Source organism: Vibrio sp. 10N.247.311.12, from assembly GCF_041467515.1.
Lineage (GTDB): Bacteria > Pseudomonadota > Gammaproteobacteria > Enterobacterales > Vibrionaceae > Vibrio > Vibrio crassostreae_C.
On record NZ_JBFSUV010000008.1, the window covers coordinates 69,660 to 86,556 of the forward strand.

A 16,897-nucleotide genomic window follows, 5' to 3' on the forward strand; every position below is an offset into this window, starting at 1 on the left:
TTAGTAATTAAATTACACATTTAACGTTATTTAGCGTAAGATCAGTCCACAAGCCCGGAGCTGACCGCATATTTAGCAAGCTCTGCCGTAGAGTGAATATCGAGCTTATGCTTAATATTTTGCCTATGGGTTTCTACCGTTCGATAGCTGATATTCAGCGCCTTTGCGACCTCTTTACTGCTCTCCCCTTTTGCGACTAATTTCAGCACAGCCTCTTCACGTCTGCTCAATGGATTCTTGACAGATGGCGTGGGAGTAATCGGCTGAGTAAACAAATTCTGCGTGACTTTTTCACAGAAATAGGTCGATCCTTGATTGACCGTTTTGATTGCCTGTACCATTTTTTCAGCCGAAATCTCTTTCAACATGTAACCGACAGCACCCGACTGCATCACCTTCATGATGTATTCACGGTTGTTATGCATGGTCAGCATCAGGACCTTGGCTTCTGGGTCTTCTTCTTTAATCAGATGGGTGGCATCAATGCCATTCATGATAGGCATGCTGATATCCATCAACACCACATCGGGACGTAAAGACTTAACAACCTCTACCGCTTCTAGTCCATTGCTGGCGGTACCTATCACGCTAATATCTGGCTCGAGTTCCAATCTCGCCATAAAGCCATCCAGTACCACTTGGTGATCGTCAGCAATCACAACTCGAATAACTTCACTCATTCATTAATCCCTCTAGTGTCAGTAACACTGTAATTTCCGTTCCGAGGCCAATCTCACTCATCAATTCAAAGTCACCACCGATGAACTCCACTCGCTCTCTCATGTTACGCAGCCCGATCCCTCGTTTTTCCATCGCTTTATAGGTGTTGAAACCGACACCGTTATCTTGAATCAGTAGTTGCAACACATTACCAATTTGCTGAGCGATAACCGTTACTTTGGTCGCTTGCGCGTGTTTCTCGATATTATTCAGCGACTCTTGCACCACTCGATACAAGGTTGTCGCAGCCTCAGATTTCAACTTACCCTGTTGAGTGCTAAACAAGGTTTCTACTTCAATACCCGAATGCGCCTGAAAATCTAACAACAATGAAGACAATGCCGCCTCTAAACCAATATCATCCAACGAACTTGGACGAAGTTGATGCGAGATGTGCCTCACTTCTTCGATTGCTCGCATCAGTGAATGCTGCGACTTATTCAAATGTGCTTTAAGGTCTTCATTTTGTAGCTTATTACCGAGCAGTTCCAAATGGCAACGACTCGACACTAATAACTGGTTAATACCATCATGCAACTCACGCGCTAGATGCTTCTTCTCGTCTTCTTGGAACATCACCGTCTTATGCGCCAGCTCCTTTAAGTTGTTATCAGCAATCCGATGTTCATGCATGTTAATAGCCAAGGTCAGCACGATGATGACCGCGACCGTTACGCTCAAAATCACCACAATCGAAAAGAACGTGGTTTCAATATTCTTATTTATCGCAGCCTGCATCGAAGCCACTTCTTGGTGTACGTCTTCAATATACAAGCCGGTGCCAATCATCCAGTCCCAACGCTCTAACCAAGCGGCGTAGCTCAGCTTAGACACCACCTCACCCGTCGACGGTTTTTGCCACAAATACTGGTGAAACCCGCCTCCGGTTTGCGCTTCTCTTAACAGAGCCTCTATCAGAAAATCGCCATCTTCATCTTGCAGTTGGAGTAGGTTTTGGCCTATCAATTCTGGCTGAATTGGATGAACCAAGTTGGTCCCGAGGCGATCGTATGCGAAGAAGTACCCATCAGAGCCATATCTAAGTTTAGACAATATGGTTCGAACTTTTTTTTTGGCTTGGGCTTCTTGGATATTTGGATCGTTATAGACGTGTTCTATGGCGTCGAACGCGAGATCAACCGTGTCTTTGAGGGCGTTTTCACGCGACTTGATTAGGCTGTCTCTAAAGATCTCGACTTCTTTAGCGCCTAACGTCTTAGTCTGGTGCAGCGAGATCCAACTAATACTCGCCGTTACCAGCAGCAACGGGAGCAACGTCAGCAAAATCAGCTTGGCTTTTAGAGGCATTCCTTTCCCTCACAAAAAACGGCTTACTGAACATCAATAAGCCGTTTTACTTTAGCAATTTATAGATAGCCGTTGAAACATATCATTCACATTCTTGGCTTCACTCACATTCCATAGAAAGATGGGAAAGCGAGAAGTGATCCAAGTACGAGGATTTGAATCAGAATGAACGGCATCACACCTCGGTAGATGTCCTTAGTCGTCACGCCTTTCGGTGCTACGCCTTTTAAATAGAACAAACTAAAACCAAATGGCGGCGTTAAGAAGGAAGTTTGTAGGTTCATCGCAATAAGGATAGCGAACCATGTCATGTTGATGCCCATCAGTTCAGCAACTGGCGCAATGATCGGCACGATGATGAAACAGATCTCTACGAAGTCGATGAAGAAACCCAGAATCAGAATCACAAGCATGGTAATGATCAGGAAGCCCCATTTTTCACCTGGCAGTTGTAGCATCCACTCTTCAACCAGATAGTCGCCACCAGTGTAGGTAAACGCCATTGAGAATGCCGTTGCACCCAACAAGATAGCAAATACCATCGCCGTTACTTTCACCGTCTCTTTCGACGCCTCGTACACCATCGACCAACTAAATTGACCGTAAAGCAGTGCAAGTATCATCGCACCCGCGCCACCTAATGCGGCTGACTCTGTTGGCGTAGCAACACCTGCGAAGATAGAGCCCAGTACAACAATGATTAACGCTAGAGGCGGAAGAATCGCTTTCAGTGCATTAAACACTTCCTGCTTACGGCTGATGGAGTCATCACGTTCAATAGGTTGAGCCGCTTCAGGGTGTAGCTTTGCGTATATCAAGATATAAACGATGTACGCGCCGACCAGCATCACGCCCGGCCAAATCGCCGCTTGGAACAAGTCGCCTACTGGAACACCTAGAACATCACCCAATAGAATCAATACGATGGAGGGTGGAATGATCTGCCCTAGCGTACCAGACGCACAAATAGTGCCGCAGGCTAAGCCTTTGTCGTAATTGTACTTGAGCATTACAGGTAGGGAGATAAGTCCCATAGCAACAACAGAAGCACCAACCACGCCAGTAGAAGCGGCAAGCAATGATCCTACTAATACCGTCGAAATTGCGATACCACCACGAACCCCACCAAACAATCTGCCCATAGACTCAAGCAACTGCTCAGCAAGCTTGGTCTTCTGTAGAACAAGCCCCATGAAAACAAACAATGGAACGGCCATCAGCACCGTATTTTCCATGATCGATTGAATTCGATATGGCATGAAGGCAAACATCTCAATGCCCTCAGCCCAAACACCAAAGATTAATGCGATACCGCCAAAGGTAAACGCTACTGGGAAGCCAAGTAAAAGTGCAAACAAGGCGACAAAAAACATTACTATTCCAATCATGTCAGCCTCTACTAATTCTTTGTGTGAATATTATTTGCGTGGATAAGGTGCGGATTAAAAATCTTATTCAGTGAATGCAGGATCAAACCTACGCCACTAAGTGCCATCAAAAAGAATGACAGCGGGATCATAGCTTTGATGATCCAGCGATACGGCAGGCCACCGGGATCGCCTGAGGTTTCACCCAGTTCATAACTCTCTTTGGCAACATCGATACCAAACCAAGCCACCAGCAGGCAAAACGGAAGTAGAAAGATAAGCGTGCCAAGCAGGTCAATAATCGCTTGTGCTTTAAAGCTCAGTTGCTCATAGAACACGTCAACTCGAACATGGCCACCAGCCTTGATGGCATAAGGAACACCGAGTAGGAAAACGGCGGAGAAAAGGTGCCATTCCATCTCTTGGAAGGCGATAGAGACATCGTTGAAGGCATATCTCATGACAACGTCATACACGACGTTGGCGATAAGTAAAATAAACAACATACTGGAAAGCCATCCCAGTGCGTCACCGATACGATTAAACAGGCGTTCAATATAAATTAGACTTCGCATTCCCGACTCCATGGAATTTGAAAAGACATCGCGCAGCTGAGGTAACGAGCTGTAGGACGTAGAAAAGGTTCTTGAGCGTAATACAGGATTTATCCTGCTTAGTTATTATGTTTTAAATGAACCCTCGGCTTATTCACTCTTAAATACTCAATAAGAAAAGCTTCGGGTTCATTTAGATTCAGTTCAACAACTGTCGATTATTTCGCTTGGCTATTTAGATAAGCTCTATGTGAAATATCCGTCCATGAACGTACTTGCTCTAGGTAGCTTGCTTGTGAAGCTTGAATCTCTTTTGCTAGCTCATCTTTCTCAGCATGTGCAGCCAGTAGGCGATCGTTCGCTTCTTTCAGAGCAGACATAACCTCTGGTGGGAAATCTTTCACTTGTACATCTGGGTATTCTGTCTTCATTGAAACCCAGTTCTTACCACTTTCGTGCGTTGCTTGTGTGTACATGTCGTAAGCCGCAGTACGCATTGCAACACGTAAGATTTCTTGTAGGTCTTCAGGCAGCTTGTTCCATGTACGCTTGTTCACTAGGAATTGAAGCTCTGAACCCGGCTCGTGCCAACCTGTGTAGTAGTAAGGCGCGATTTTGTGGAAGCCCATTCGTAAATCCAGCGATGGACCTACCCACTCTAGTGCATCAATCGTGCGACGCTCTAGAGACGTGTAAAGTTCACCTGGGGCAATGTTCGTCGGTTTAGCACCTAGCTCAGCAAGAATCTCGCCTGCAAAGCCCGGGATTCGCATTTTCAGACCTTGTAGATCTTCAACGCTGTTGATCTCTTTTTGAAACCAACCCCCCATCTGGATATCCGTGTTACCACCAGGGAAAGACATCAAGTTATGTGGAGAGTAAACCTGCTCCATTAACTCCATACCACCACCGTGATAGAACCACGCGTATTGTTCTGCTGGCGTCATACCGAAAGGCATAGAAGTGAAGTAAAGAGTGTTTGGAACTTTACCTTTCCAGTAGTAAGAGCCTGAGTGACCCATGTCGTATTGACCAGACTTAACCATGTCAAAAACGCCAAGAGGTGCTTTGTGTTTGTTTGCTGAATCGATTCTGATTTGCAGTCGACCATTCGACATCTTCTCAGCCATCGCCGCCATGTTTTTGGTTGCATCACCGAAAACTGGGAAGTTTGGTCCCCAAGTTTCCGCAAGTTTTAAACGGTAAACCTTATCAGCGGCTGTAGCACCAGTAGCGACCAAAGCTAAACAAGCCGCAGCAGTTACTGCAACGTTTTTAAAAACTCGTGTGAGGGAGTTAGAAATTAGACTCATGTTCACGTCCTTTGTTGGGTTAACACTCTTTCTATGAGCATTTTTTATGATTCAACATAAGAGTGCACCGTGATGAGGCAACAAGATATCAGGGAGAGCACGCACGCATGGCGTTAACAAAGTTACGTATTAGACCAAAGGATTAAGTAGAACTACGTAGGAGATGATTGAATAGTGTCGATTTCAAAGGAGTTTGGATATTCACCAAGGCAATGCGTATTGATAAATACCTAAGTATTAATAATTAAATACTCTTAACAATTGATTGCCATTTCGTGATGAAGCTCTATTCATTGCTGTATTTTAGGGAAAAAAATCAAGGCTTTGCTCTCTTGATCTACCTAGCTAACGCCCTAATTTAGTGCTTGCTGATTCGAAGCTCTGACACGAGACAACACTAATCAGTTAAGCCGTATATCGAATTGGAATTGAGATTATAGAGCCTAGGTTTAGGCTTGGATTTGGGCTCGGACTTGGCATAATGTGCCAGATACAAAAAAGCCTCGAAAATCGAGGCTTAAAAACTTAACGAAGCGAATGTAATCCACAGGATTAGATAGCTTTGTAGATAACCTTGTTACCTGCTAGCTGCTCTTTCGCTACTAGGTTTTCTTCAAGAAGTTTTTTCAATGCGCCTGTTGCCCATGAAGCTGCTTTCGCGTCTTCTTGACCAGCTTCTAGGCCGATACCTTTAGGGTTAATGCCTTCAGCATTGCTAACAACGATGTCTAGAACTTGTTGTTGCTTAGGAGTCAGTGCTACTGCAACTTCTTTAGTTGCTGCTACTGCTTTCTCTACCGCTGGTTTTGCTGCTACAGTTTTTTCTGCTACAACTTTCTCTGCGACAGGCTTCGCTTTTTTCGGCGTTGCCACTGCTTTAACTACAGCCGCTTTAGTGCGTTTCTGCAGTTTAGCCTGCACCTTACGCTTATGAGCAAGTCTCATTGAATATTTCTCCAGTTCACTGCTCTTTTCGCAGTGGTGAAAATTTGAAGCGCGATTTATACCAAAAAACAGGAGCTATTTGTAGAGTGAAGCGTCGAAAGTCGACGAAAAATACCGATATTGTCTACTAGCGTCTATTATTTAAACATCGACTTATCAATTCAGGGTCATATACACTGGTTATCCATCCAGACAAAAATATGAAAACTTGGTGTTACCTATGGACACTCGTCACCTTAGTAATTTCTCTTTGCCTTCATTCACTCGCTCGTACCGTATCCTCGCCATTATTTTAGGCTTCATTTGCTTGATCGTTTCGCTCTACAGTGACAATCCAAAGTTACTGATCGTGGGTGCTTTTTGCAGTATTGCGCTTCTGGGAACTGGCTACTATTTGATGCTGCGCAGCCGAGTGATGTTCACACTTACCCCGACTCATTTTCAGCAGCACTTTTACAAAGGGGGTTGGGTTTTAAAATGGAGTAACATCCAAAAAATTGGTCTTTGCACTTATGAACAAGATGGTTGGCATCAACCTCTGCCCTGGGTCGGAATTAAAGTAAAAGATTACTCGCCCTACCTCGATTCGATTTGCCCTAAAATAACTTGTGAATTATTGCTCAGCCAACGAGCACTTTTGTACTTAGGAGCCAAACAAGCAGGCAAAGAGTCCAACTTTGAGGATATGGTTCTCGACTCATCGCATTACCATGCGCGTTGTACTGAAAGTGGCTGTGTCGAACTAAGCCAATACAAAGAGTCGCAGAATACCGACAACGTAAATTTCAACGATAACCAATCACAGGACAACCTTGATTCACCGAATGAGACAAACAGTCCAAACGCGGTGATTAAAAACTATTCTGGATTGCAGGCGATGCTTGCCAACAGAATGAAATATCAAAGGGGCTTCCACGGTTATGACATTTTCATATCAACCCATGATTTGAATATGAGTGGAGAAGAGTTTGTTGGGCTGGCTCGACGCTACTTGGCTGCCGCTGAACGTCTTTCTGATTAAGGTTTACCAGTAAGTTCACACACAATAAAAAAGCTTAGCTTTCAGGACAAAAGCTAAGCTTCATTTTCAATCAATCGACACAAATAATCGGTTGGAAAATCAAAGATTTAATTAGTACAGAGGCATTTCATCTGCGACGAACGGGTTTGATGCACGCTCGCGACCGAATGTCGATTCAGGACCATGGCCCGGAACGAATGTTACGTCACTGCCTAGTGGCCAAAGCTTAGTCTTGATTGAAGCGATAAGCGTATTGAAGTCACCTTGTGGGAAGTCAGTACGGCCAATTGCGCCGTTAAACAACACATCACCCACAAACGCTAAACGAGCTTGCTCACTGAACAGTACAACGTGACCTGGCGTGTGGCCCGGCGTGTGAATCACATCAATCACTTGATTACCAAAAGTGACTTTGTCGCCCTCATCTAACCAAGTGTTTGGTTCAAAAGCTTTACACAGTGGGAAACCAAACATCTGACTTTGATTCTCTAGACCTTGTAGCCAGAAGTTGTCTGCCTTATGCGGGCCCACAATTTCAACCTTCAAGATCTCAGCAAGTGGTACCGTACCGCCAACATGATCTAAGTGACCGTGCGTCAGTACCAAGTTCACAACCTTAACACCGAGTTCTTCAATGATAGCCGCGAGTTGTTGAACATCACCGCCCGGATCGACAACGATGCCTTCCATGGTTTCATCACACCACACAATCGAGCAGTTCTGAGAAAAAGAGGTAACAGGTACAACTTGATACTTAAGAGACATATACAAACCTTAAAGAGCGAATCTGGTGAGCAACTCGAATATCGCTATGTTATTGGCAACAAACCCAACAATAACAAACTAAACAGCAACAAACTGAGCAGCAATAAACCGAATTATTAGAACAAACTGAAATTTGGGCAAACTATGACATTGGATGTCTACTTTGACAAGTGCCTACCGTATCACTCAATAACTCAGCTTAGCTCTACCAGCTGCGAACTGGACCAGTATCAATGTGGATGAAGTTACTACGAGCGTAATAACCAACACCACCTGCTTGCAGACTTTTAGCTACGTCTCTCAGTTCCTTTAAATCAACACCATCGATACGAAAATCGATCGCTTTACCAAGCATGTGATAGCTCTTTTTAGCGACACCACTCGACTTAGAGCGCAACGCTTCGTTGGTTGCTGGAGAGCGGTAGCCAGAGATGATTTGAACTTCTTTTTGAATACCCAGTACATTTTGAATCTGAGTGATCTGATCAAACAGGTTCTTATCCATTGGATGAATCTCATTGCGGCGGAAGTCACGGCACAGTTTGCTAAGGCGTGCCATCTCGTCACCAACATAGTTAGTGCCATCGAAATAACAAGTCTCTAATCGTTCACCAGTGTGAAGATTGTTCATGCTAATCGTTCTTGGTTGATCCGGGTATGAAGCGAAAGCGATAGAAGGAGTAAGAGAGGCGACTACAGCAGTACCACCAGCGTAAGTCAGAAACTGACGGCGTGAAAATAAACTTTGAGACATACAGCAAAAAAACCAATTAGATCGAACGAAAAATGCACGATACATAATGGAATTTGCTGCGTCAACGTACAAAAACCGTGCAAAACGTTAGTATTTGTAACCTTTGCACGGTTAGTTATTGATACTCATTATAATTTTATCAATAGAAGCTTGGTTGTCATTTTTCAGTCAAGATCACCTTTCTTGACCATATTTCAATCAACCGCCCTCTTTATCATATTGGTAGATATCACCGCGGTATTGTATGCCTCCTTCTTCAAACAACACGGTTTGATAAATGATATGCACTGGAATTCGCTTCTTGAGACGAACCTTAGTATTGGGCGCAAGTTCATCATCCTGATTCGGCACTTTCTTTACCTTAGTCGCAAATAACAACTCCGCGAGTTCCTCGGCATGCTCAACACGAATACAACCAGAGCTATAGGCGCGGAAGTCATCGTTAAACAAGCTTTTACTTGGGGTGTCATGGAGATAGATGGCTCGCTTGTTGGGCGTATTGAACTTATACAAACCCAATGCGTTACTAGAGCCTGCTTGCTGGCGCATTCGATAAGGAAAAGAGTTAAAGTTAATCGTTTGCCAATCTATCTCGGTAGTATCGACAGTTTCCATCGAACGCCAACCATCGATCACTTGAAAATTGTGTGTTTCAAGATAACTCTCGTCGGCTTTTACTTTAGGCAAGATATCTTTAACCATGATTTTCCATGGCACGTTCCAAGTCGGATTTAAGATAACCGAATCAAGCTTTATCTCTAAGAGTGGTGTTTTTCTCGATTTTCTCCCAACCACAACTTTAGATTCAAAAACCTCTTCCCCATCTTCCCAATACTTCATATCAAAACTAGGTACATTCACCACAATCAGTGAGTCTCTATTTCTTGGCCATAAGCGGGCACGCTCGGCGTTCAATGCTAGGGAAGTAAGTCGATCATCAAAGCCCATATTGATCCATTTGATCGTGTCTGGCCCGATGATCCCATCATCCGTAAGACCGTGCATGCGTTGGAAAGATTTAATCGCCTTTTGCAGATCTCGATCGAACTTGGGAAAATCGACCGCGATCATCGAGGTATCAACACCAACCAAAGCAATGCGCTCAACAAGAACCGTCTTGTCTGAAAGCTCGTCACCCAAGCGCTTCAAACCTTTCTGTCTATATCGTTCAATATTGAGTTCAGAGGCGGTTTCTAACACCGAATAGGTTGCTTTGAATTGGTCAAAATCCCCAACAGGCGGCGCGTAAGACAACACCATCTCCAATAAGTAATCATTGGCAACGCTGCTTTTTAAGCTCATCAGAATATGCGGAGAAGGCGCAGGTAATTTGGAATGCAACTTGCCCGAGAAGTACCAATCTTTACCGGCAAGCTGCGCATTTTCAACGTAGCTCAGGTAGTAGATAAAAGTATCGGTGAGTAATATGTCCAACTCTTGCCATTGAGCATGGGATTGATAGTGACGAATTTGCTTGAGTTGTCGATCGAAGAGTGGTGCCATTTGAGCTTGTTCGAGAAGCGACAATTGAAATTCAAACGCCTTAACAAGTTCAGGTGAATCCCAAAGAATAGGCAGAGACGAGTCTTGATAAATACTCTGGGTAAGCTCTGGATAAATCAGCATAAAAGAGAGCTCCGAATCAGCCGGAATAAATCGGCTCTCGTCAGAACTCGTATAGCTCCATGCGTGCACAGAAACTAGAACTAATAATCCACAGAAGTATTTTGCGAACATGCTTAACTCCATCACCAACCATCTCATAAGTATGGCAAAGAAATCGGAGTAAGCATGTTATTTTTAAGAGGCTTTATAAATCAGATTGAACTCCAATGGTTATCCCACTGGACCGATGATTGTTGAGTTGATTTCTCATAAGGCTTGCTCTGGCTTACCACACTTCCCGCCCCAGAGCTTAATCGAAACTCACCATCAAGCAGCACAGCGCCAGAAGCGTCAGATAATGCAGACAGTTCTACTAATTCTTTGGTTTCTTTAGACCAAATACCGTAGCAGTTGCCTCTTGGCGAAGTCGCAATAATCCAATCGTCTGACGCCGCAATACTGGCGATATAGTGATTGAACCTTGCCCATTGCTCAGGCTCTGCGTTCAGTGATTCAAACTGGCCGCCTTTAGTATGCATCGCCAATAGCGAAGGATACTCATCTGGTTCACCACGATATTGCTGGCCACAAAGTACCGTTTCAGCACCATCATGGGCTAAATGTCGAATGCTCAGCTTCTTATCCAACAATTCAACCTGATCAAGTAACACACCTTCAGGAGAAACATAACTCAAGCTCGGCAGCATCGAATCGAGGTTTTTCGGTGTTCTACCATCAGTATGAACGCCACCAACGCCGATCGCGAGATTACCATCCGGCATGATGATCACTTCATGTGGGCCGATACCGAAACCAGTGAACTCTTCGACCTTACGATAGCCTTGCGCGACATCGTAAACGCCAATCACGCCTTGACTGGTGTCGGTTTTCCCTTCAGTGGCATACAATAGTGTGCCGTCTAATGAGTAAACGCCATGACCATAGAAGTGGCGGTTGTTACCTTTCACCACCATTTTGATCTGCTGACCGTTTTTATAGTCAAACACCATAAAATAGTCACCAGGACGACGGGCAAAAACCACCGCATGTGATGAGGTTGGGCAGATTGCGACGCCATGGCCACGCTCAGGGATAGGTAGCTGGCTCAGTGGCATGCCATACTCATCAGCCACAACCGCGGAATACTGGCCTCGACCATTAAGCGCACAACCAATCAACTGAGGTTTATTCGATGCGCTTTCACCTGAACGGCTAGCACATCCGAACGGCAGCACAGGCACAGCAGCACACCCAAGTGCTGCTTTCAGTAAGGTTCTTCGTGTAGTATCAGTCACCATCGGTAGCATTAAATCCTATTACCACGCCAAGCTCTATCGCCACTTCTTCATGAATCAGGTACTTCAAACGTTCTAGTTTGTTGTATTGAGTCAGCACCTCACGGTAGCCCTCTTTGCTCTGCAATAACTCAAACAAGCTTGAGTCTGTAGGCCAAGTATCTAGCGTCAATGTGAACTGGTCAGCAACGCGATCAGCTAGGTCGTTTAAGCCCTTCTCTCTCAACAAGCCGTCTAGGCCATTGCCACCGGCAAGGTACAAATTCTGAAGTGCTGCTACATTGGCTTTTAGTTGAGTCATCGAGGTTTGTGCACGCCATGATTCTGAGAAGTAAGGACGCGGATGACCAATTTTCGCCATCGGGCGACTCAGCTTTTTCATGCTGTAATCAAGTTGGTTGGTCAATAAAGCGATGTATTCAGACTCCCAACGAGTCTCGTCTAGCGCTAACCAAGGGTTAACCTGCCATGCCTGTGCAATCGAAGATGACTTAATCGCTAAGTTTTCAGTAATCGCTTGTGATGATTGGCAACCTAGCGCTTTATCTTGAAGCAGTGGCGATTGCTCGTCATAAAGCGACCATTCCAACGCACCTAGCCCTTGAACGGTCACACTCTGCTGCGCGATTTCGTCTTGAGTCCAAGCTTTGTTCTGCTGAGTTAGCTGACGCATCTTAAGACCCGTCGTGTTCTTTTTGTCTGGCCAGAATTGAACATTCCAGCTCTCTTCAAGCGCTGCTGTTGGGCCTCTTTCTTGGCCTTGTAGTGCCATCCAGCTGTTCATGGTGAGCTGCCACTGATTTTCCAACGCATCCAGCTCAATATTGTTGGTTTCACAGTAACCCTGCATCAAGACTTCCAGCTCACCGGCTTGCTTAGCGAATAGCACGGCTGAATCAAACTCTTGTTGATACACGCTACGGCTGATATGAGCAGTCGTGTCTGCTTGATAAGAGACACCGTTAACCTCAGATGAAGCCGTTTGCTCACCCGATGACTGGCAGCCTGCCATGATTAATACCGACAAGGGCATTAACAAAAATTTATGTGCCATGCTGTTACCTTACTTCCTAGTTTTTCTTTTAATTATATGAGTTCAATAAATATGAAACGACCGCTGGCCTCGTATCCCTACAAGTTCAGCGGTAGTCAGTCTTTTGTTAGCGGTTTTCTTAAGTAACTAAGCCGTTGGCTTAACTGAATTCAAGACAGCCTATAATGAGTCCAAAAACGCTAGTAGTGCTTCGCGTTCACTGCTACTCAAAGCTAATACTTTTTGTTTTGCCATTTCTGCTTCACCACCATGCCAAAGTACCGCTTCCATAACGTTTCTTGCGCGACCGTCATGAAGTAAGAAGGTGTGACCATTCACTTCTTTGGTATAGCCTAATCCCCATAAAGGTGTTGTACGCCATTCTTGGCCATTCGCAAGATACTCAGGACGGTGATCTGCTAAACCTTCACCCATGTCGTGTAGCAACATGTCGGTATATGGGCTAATTAACTGATTAGACAATGCAGGCAAGCCTTCACGCTCAGCCGTGCGGAATTCAGCTTGGTGACAACTTTGACAACCAGCGTCTTTAAATAGCTTTTTACCTTGTACGACAGCTGGGCTATCGACATTACGACGAATAGGTACTGCGAGATGCTGCGAATAGAACTCAACAAAATCTAAGATATTGTCACTGACTTCTGGCTCGCCACCATTTGGAAAATCATCACAGGTTGATTGCGCTGATGTGCAGTTTTCATTCGGAAATAAGCTGCTTGTCAGGCCTAAGTCACCGTTAAATGCCGCCGCGTTTTGCTGCATTAAGTTTGGCTGCCCGGCTTTCCAACCGAAACGACCTAGCGCCATTTCATTGGTTTGAACATCAAGAACATAGTTGGCTTTACCCGACACGCCCTGTTTGTCTGCCAATTGCTGCTCTGCAAATCCAAGAATCGTTTCTTGTGGGATACTTTCAAGCAAACCAAGACCAATCATTGGCGGCGCCACTCGAGCTGAAAACTCGGTCTTAGGATGCATCTCGCCGAAAGCAAGTTCAGTAATATTTAAAGTGGGTTTACGCAGAGTAACGACGGTGCCGTCTTTGAATTCAACAGGAACATCCGTGTAGCTAATGTTCACTTTGCCCTCTGGTTTTACACCTTGAAGCGCAAAATCTTGTAGCTGACCGCCGTACGTCGGCTCTGGAATTCCACCATCTCGAATGAAGGCTTGTCGCTGCTCAGGCGTTTCAGCCGGAATGCTTAAACGAACCAACATGGATACTGCGTTCTCATCTCCTTCTTCTGGCGCGTGACCACGACCATCTTTGATGTGGCAGTTTTGACAGCCGTTAGTATTAAATAGTGGTCCTAACCCATCACGAGCATCGGTTGATGACGGTGCAGGAACCCAAGGGTTTCTAAAGAAGCTATTACCTACGCTGAAATCCAAGCGCTTACTCATTGGTAGATTGGCTGCGGGAAGAGAAAAAGCGTTCGCTCCTTCTTTCTTCACGGTCGTTTTGCCGCCAGAGTAGGTTTCATGAGCGTGTAATGGAGATACGAAAAACAGTGCGGTTAATAGTGAGGCTGAGAGATACGACTTCATACATTGCCTTGCTGTGTTTTTGATTTTAGTTTTTATGTGGGTGTGGCTTTCTTGAGGATCAAACAATTAAGGGCTCAATCAGAGCCCTTACATTTGTGTCGGCTCGGGTTCTTAGAACTCGTGATCCGCTGTGTCTGGGTTTAGGCTATCAATGCCAATCACACCCGCAGCACGCTCAATAGCCGCTGTTTGAGACACTAGCGCAACAATTGTTTTGTTTACTAGTGCATTACCCGCAGCGTTGTCAGCAGCGATTAGCTGATCGAAGTGCTGGTTGTTTTTCTCTGCAGACGTTACTAATTCGCCTACTTGTGCACGTGCTAGGTCAAACTGCTTTTGAATCTCTTTCGCAGCTTGCTCATCTTTTTGCTCTACTAGGTCGAACAGGCTTGGGCCGGAAAGCAGAGTACCGTCTTCACGCTTGTATAGACCCGTGTAAACGTTGTAGATGCCTTGCTCGTTGTAGTAGTGAGAGTTGTGCGTGTTATCAGAGAAACAATCGTGCTCGTCTTCAGTAGAGTTTGCTTCTAGTGCAACCTTCATACGCTCACCCGCTAGCTCACCTAGAGACAGTGAACCCATGCCGAATAACATTTTACGTAGGCCGTTTTCGCTAGATTCAGAAAGCAGTTCTTGACGGTAGTTGCCTTTCTCGCCTTCAGCCCACTGCTTTTCCATCCATTCTAGGTCTTGGATAAGTAGCTCAGCAGATGCTTTTAGGTATGCGCCACGACGGTCACAGTTGCCGTTAGTACACTCAGCGCCAACAACGAAATCAGTGTAAGCACGCTCACCTGCACCGCTGTTTGTACCGTTTAAATCTTGGCCCCAAAGTAGGAATTCAATCGCGTGGTAGCCAGACGCTACGTTTGCTTCAGAGCCACCGATCTCGTTGAGATCTGCAATTAGTTCTGGAGTAATGTTGGTTGCGTCTACCGTTGTCTGACCAATTTGGAAAGTTTTATTAGCAACGATGTTTGCGCTAGCGCCTTCGTTACCAAGCTCATATTGGTAATCAGTCGAAACGTAATCGATTAGGCCTTCATCAAGTGGCCATGCGTTCAATTGGCCTTCCCAATCGTCAACAACAACGTTACCAAAGCGGAATACTTCTGACTGTTGGTAAGGTACGCGAGACTCAAGCCAAGCTTGTTTTACTTGTTCGAAGTTGCCAGCAGAAGGAGAAGCTAAGAAGGTATCAATAGAAGAGTTCAACGCTTTTGCTGTAATTACTGAATCTGCAAACACTGCATGCGCAATATCTGCGTAATGTTCTACAACTTGATCTTGAGTTACTGCTGCGAAAGAAGAAGCAGAGGCAAAAATGAGTGACGAAGTTACGGCTTTTGTCACTAAAGATTTAATGGTCATGAAGCATCCTTGTTGAGCTTTAAATTATTATTCGTAGTAATAGTGCAAACCATTATCATTTACACTACGGATTGGAATAATACAAACTTACAATTTTATTGCAAGATAAATACAAAAAAACCTCACATATGTGAGGTCTTTAAACATTTTTATGTTAAGCGTAACAAAGAGGCTAATCAGATATCCAGATTATGCTTACCGTGTGAGACTTTTGCCTTCAGGTAGCTTTCATTACCCGATTTGATATGAGCAGAGGTATTCACCACTTCTTCAATCTCAATACCAAAAGATTTTAGCTCATTGATCTTCTTAGGGTTGTTGGTGACTAAGCGGATTTTTGTAGTACCTAAGGCGCGTAGCATTTCAGCAGCTTCAGTAAAATCGCGTAGGTCATCGCCAAAACCTAGGTGGTTGTTGGCTTCATAGGTGTTCATGCCTTCGCTTTGCAGACGGTACGCATCGATTTTGTTGTACAAGCCAATACCACGACCTTCTTGGCGAAGATAAAGGATCACCCCACCCGTCTCACCCATAATTCTAATGGTTTCGTCTAACTGCTCGCCACAGTCACAGCGAGAAGAATGGAAAACATCACCAGTCAGGCACTCAGAGTGCATACGAACAAGAGGTATGTCTTGTGTCTTGTCTGCTGATTTAAATATCACAGCAACATGCTCTTTATCTGTTTTCAATCCATGAAAAGACAGAAGTTCAGCATCTATACTGCTTGTTACCCCTACTTTGAAATCTATTCTGGCACGCACTTCCGCCATAGCTATACTCACTTGAAAATTCGATGTATTTAACAACACTACATTATATGTCTAGGCAATATTTTGTAGCTAACTATCTAATGATAGACACTATGAGGCTGTTAACAATTTTTTTCAAGGTCGACCTCGTACAAATTGTTATAATATAACAATTATTTTTCACATAAGAAAAAACCCCACATTGGGATGACCAACATGGGGTTATAAATTAATCAGTTGCGGCTAAGACTACGATTTTTTACAGAACGATCAACTTACTTGAGTTTGCTTCCAGATGACAAGCTGAACCCAAGCGTTCTCTAATTCGGTTAACTCTTCTTGAGTAAGCGTAGAAATGCTCGACTTTGCACTGTATTTTTCTGCCCATTTATCAGATCGGACATGAGTATGGAACTCTTTCTTTAAATTTGAGATTACGTTATCCACAGATACATCCTTATATAGCAGTGCTTAGCCTTTATAATCGGTCAATGTTACAAAATACAGGTCAATTGGTAAACAGTA

16 protein-coding genes are annotated in these 16,897 nt (G+C 44.5%); 1 reads left to right on the forward strand and 15 read right to left on the reverse strand.

Features of this window, described 5'->3' with window-relative positions:
- Positions 1-41 precede the first annotated feature (41 nt).
- The 6 genes from AB6E30_RS05645 to AB6E30_RS05670 form a co-directional block, all read right to left on the reverse strand.
- Entirely contained in the window at positions 42-680 is a 639-nt protein-coding gene (locus tag AB6E30_RS05645) for a response regulator transcription factor (protein WP_017060961.1), read from the reverse strand.
- Positions 673-2,028, reverse strand: coding sequence for a cache domain-containing protein (locus AB6E30_RS05650; protein ID WP_017072488.1), 1,356 nt, complete (start codon positions 2,026-2,028; stop codon positions 673-675). Before AB6E30_RS05650 ends, AB6E30_RS05645 begins: the two co-directional genes overlap by 8 nt.
- A 104-nt stretch (positions 2,029-2,132) precedes the next feature.
- On the reverse strand, positions 2,133-3,416 hold the full coding sequence (locus tag AB6E30_RS05655) for a TRAP transporter large permease subunit (RefSeq protein WP_029235146.1): 1,284 nt from the start codon (positions 3,414-3,416) through the stop codon (positions 2,133-2,135).
- 11 nt (positions 3,417-3,427) lie between these two features.
- Positions 3,428-3,970 carry a TRAP transporter small permease subunit gene (locus tag AB6E30_RS05660; RefSeq protein ID WP_017063572.1) on the reverse strand — a complete coding sequence of 181 codons (543 nt, stop codon included), beginning with the start codon at positions 3,968-3,970 and terminating at the stop codon, positions 3,428-3,430.
- Positions 3,971-4,167: 197 nt separating this feature from the next.
- Positions 4,168-5,262 carry a TRAP transporter substrate-binding protein gene (locus AB6E30_RS05665; protein WP_017060957.1) on the reverse strand — a complete coding sequence of 365 codons (1,095 nt, stop codon included), beginning with the start codon at positions 5,260-5,262 and terminating at the stop codon, positions 4,168-4,170.
- A gap of 552 nt (positions 5,263-5,814) precedes the next feature.
- Entirely contained in the window at positions 5,815-6,207 is a 393-nt protein-coding gene (locus tag AB6E30_RS05670) for a hypothetical protein (RefSeq protein ID WP_017060956.1), read from the reverse strand.
- 220 nt (positions 6,208-6,427) lie between these two features.
- On the opposite strand from AB6E30_RS05670, the gene AB6E30_RS05675 reads away from it, so the two are divergent.
- Positions 6,428-7,228, forward strand: coding sequence for a DUF2982 domain-containing protein (locus AB6E30_RS05675; RefSeq protein ID WP_017060955.1), 801 nt, complete (start codon positions 6,428-6,430; stop codon positions 7,226-7,228).
- A gap of 111 nt (positions 7,229-7,339) precedes the next feature.
- On the opposite strand, the gene AB6E30_RS05680 is transcribed toward AB6E30_RS05675, so the two are convergent.
- The 9 genes from AB6E30_RS05680 to AB6E30_RS05720 all read right to left on the reverse strand — a co-directional run bounded on the left by AB6E30_RS05680 (position 7,340) and on the right by AB6E30_RS05720 (position 16,819).
- On the reverse strand, positions 7,340-7,993 hold the full coding sequence (locus AB6E30_RS05680) for an MBL fold metallo-hydrolase (RefSeq protein ID WP_102393406.1): 654 nt from the start codon (positions 7,991-7,993) through the stop codon (positions 7,340-7,342).
- 205 nt (positions 7,994-8,198) lie between these two features.
- Positions 8,199-8,747, reverse strand: coding sequence for a YcbK family protein (locus AB6E30_RS05685; protein ID WP_017060953.1), 549 nt, complete (start codon positions 8,745-8,747; stop codon positions 8,199-8,201).
- Between the two features lie 198 nt (positions 8,748-8,945).
- Positions 8,946-10,484, reverse strand: coding sequence for a murein L,D-transpeptidase (locus AB6E30_RS05690; RefSeq protein ID WP_102320487.1), 1,539 nt, complete (start codon positions 10,482-10,484; stop codon positions 8,946-8,948).
- Positions 10,485-10,564: 80 nt separating this feature from the next.
- Positions 10,565-11,650: a DUF1513 domain-containing protein gene (locus tag AB6E30_RS05695; RefSeq protein WP_102320486.1), complete on the reverse strand. Its 1,086-nt coding sequence runs from the start codon at positions 11,648-11,650 to the stop codon at positions 10,565-10,567.
- Complete coding sequence (locus AB6E30_RS05700; RefSeq protein ID WP_372102900.1) at positions 11,640-12,701, reverse strand: imelysin family protein; 1,062 nt, start codon at positions 12,699-12,701, stop codon at positions 11,640-11,642. The genes AB6E30_RS05695 and AB6E30_RS05700 overlap by 11 nt, the downstream gene beginning before the upstream one ends.
- Before the next feature lie 159 nt (positions 12,702-12,860).
- The gene (locus tag AB6E30_RS05705; protein ID WP_372102901.1) at positions 12,861-14,249 is read right to left on the reverse strand and encodes a di-heme oxidoredictase family protein; all 1,389 of its coding nucleotides are present in this window, start codon (positions 14,247-14,249) and stop codon (positions 12,861-12,863) included.
- A 111-nt stretch (positions 14,250-14,360) separates the two neighbouring features.
- Entirely contained in the window at positions 14,361-15,620 is a 1,260-nt protein-coding gene (locus AB6E30_RS05710) for an imelysin family protein (protein ID WP_372102903.1), read from the reverse strand.
- Positions 15,621-15,796: 176 nt separating this feature from the next.
- Positions 15,797-16,393, reverse strand: coding sequence for a GTP cyclohydrolase II (gene ribA / locus AB6E30_RS05715; protein WP_009848836.1), 597 nt, complete (start codon positions 16,391-16,393; stop codon positions 15,797-15,799).
- A gap of 249 nt (positions 16,394-16,642) precedes the next feature.
- The gene (locus AB6E30_RS05720) at positions 16,643-16,819 is read right to left on the reverse strand and encodes a hypothetical protein (RefSeq protein ID WP_017063565.1); all 177 of its coding nucleotides are present in this window, start codon (positions 16,817-16,819) and stop codon (positions 16,643-16,645) included.
- Positions 16,820-16,897 lie beyond the last annotated feature (78 nt).

What these genes read in the sequence shown, in the direction of transcription:
- AB6E30_RS05645 (WP_017060961.1), bottom strand. Translation starts at nt 680, where the DNA reads ATGAGTGAAGTTATTCGAGTTGTGATTGCTGACGATCACCAAGTGGTA.
- AB6E30_RS05650 (WP_017072488.1), bottom strand. Translation starts at nt 2,028, where the DNA reads ATGCCTCTAAAAGCCAAGCTGATTTTGCTGACGTTGCTCCCGTTGCTG.
- AB6E30_RS05655 (WP_029235146.1), bottom strand. Translation starts at nt 3,416, where the DNA reads ATGATTGGAATAGTAATGTTTTTTGTCGCCTTGTTTGCACTTTTACTT.
- AB6E30_RS05660 (WP_017063572.1), bottom strand. Translation starts at nt 3,970, where the DNA reads ATGCGAAGTCTAATTTATATTGAACGCCTGTTTAATCGTATCGGTGAC.
- AB6E30_RS05665 (WP_017060957.1), bottom strand. Translation starts at nt 5,262, where the DNA reads ATGAGTCTAATTTCTAACTCCCTCACACGAGTTTTTAAAAACGTTGCA.
- AB6E30_RS05670 (WP_017060956.1), bottom strand. Translation starts at nt 6,207, where the DNA reads ATGAGACTTGCTCATAAGCGTAAGGTGCAGGCTAAACTGCAGAAACGC.
- AB6E30_RS05675 (WP_017060955.1), top strand. Translation starts at nt 6,428, where the DNA reads ATGGACACTCGTCACCTTAGTAATTTCTCTTTGCCTTCATTCACTCGC.
- AB6E30_RS05680 (WP_102393406.1), bottom strand. Translation starts at nt 7,993, where the DNA reads ATGTCTCTTAAGTATCAAGTTGTACCTGTTACCTCTTTTTCTCAGAAC.
- AB6E30_RS05685 (WP_017060953.1), bottom strand. Translation starts at nt 8,747, where the DNA reads ATGTCTCAAAGTTTATTTTCACGCCGTCAGTTTCTGACTTACGCTGGT.
- AB6E30_RS05690 (WP_102320487.1), bottom strand. Translation starts at nt 10,484, where the DNA reads ATGTTCGCAAAATACTTCTGTGGATTATTAGTTCTAGTTTCTGTGCAC.
- AB6E30_RS05695 (WP_102320486.1), bottom strand. Translation starts at nt 11,650, where the DNA reads ATGGTGACTGATACTACACGAAGAACCTTACTGAAAGCAGCACTTGGG.
- AB6E30_RS05700 (WP_372102900.1), bottom strand. Translation starts at nt 12,701, where the DNA reads ATGGCACATAAATTTTTGTTAATGCCCTTGTCGGTATTAATCATGGCA.
- AB6E30_RS05705 (WP_372102901.1), bottom strand. Translation starts at nt 14,249, where the DNA reads ATGAAGTCGTATCTCTCAGCCTCACTATTAACCGCACTGTTTTTCGTA.
- AB6E30_RS05710 (WP_372102903.1), bottom strand. Translation starts at nt 15,620, where the DNA reads ATGACCATTAAATCTTTAGTGACAAAAGCCGTAACTTCGTCACTCATT.
- ribA (WP_009848836.1), bottom strand. Translation starts at nt 16,393, where the DNA reads ATGGCGGAAGTGCGTGCCAGAATAGATTTCAAAGTAGGGGTAACAAGC.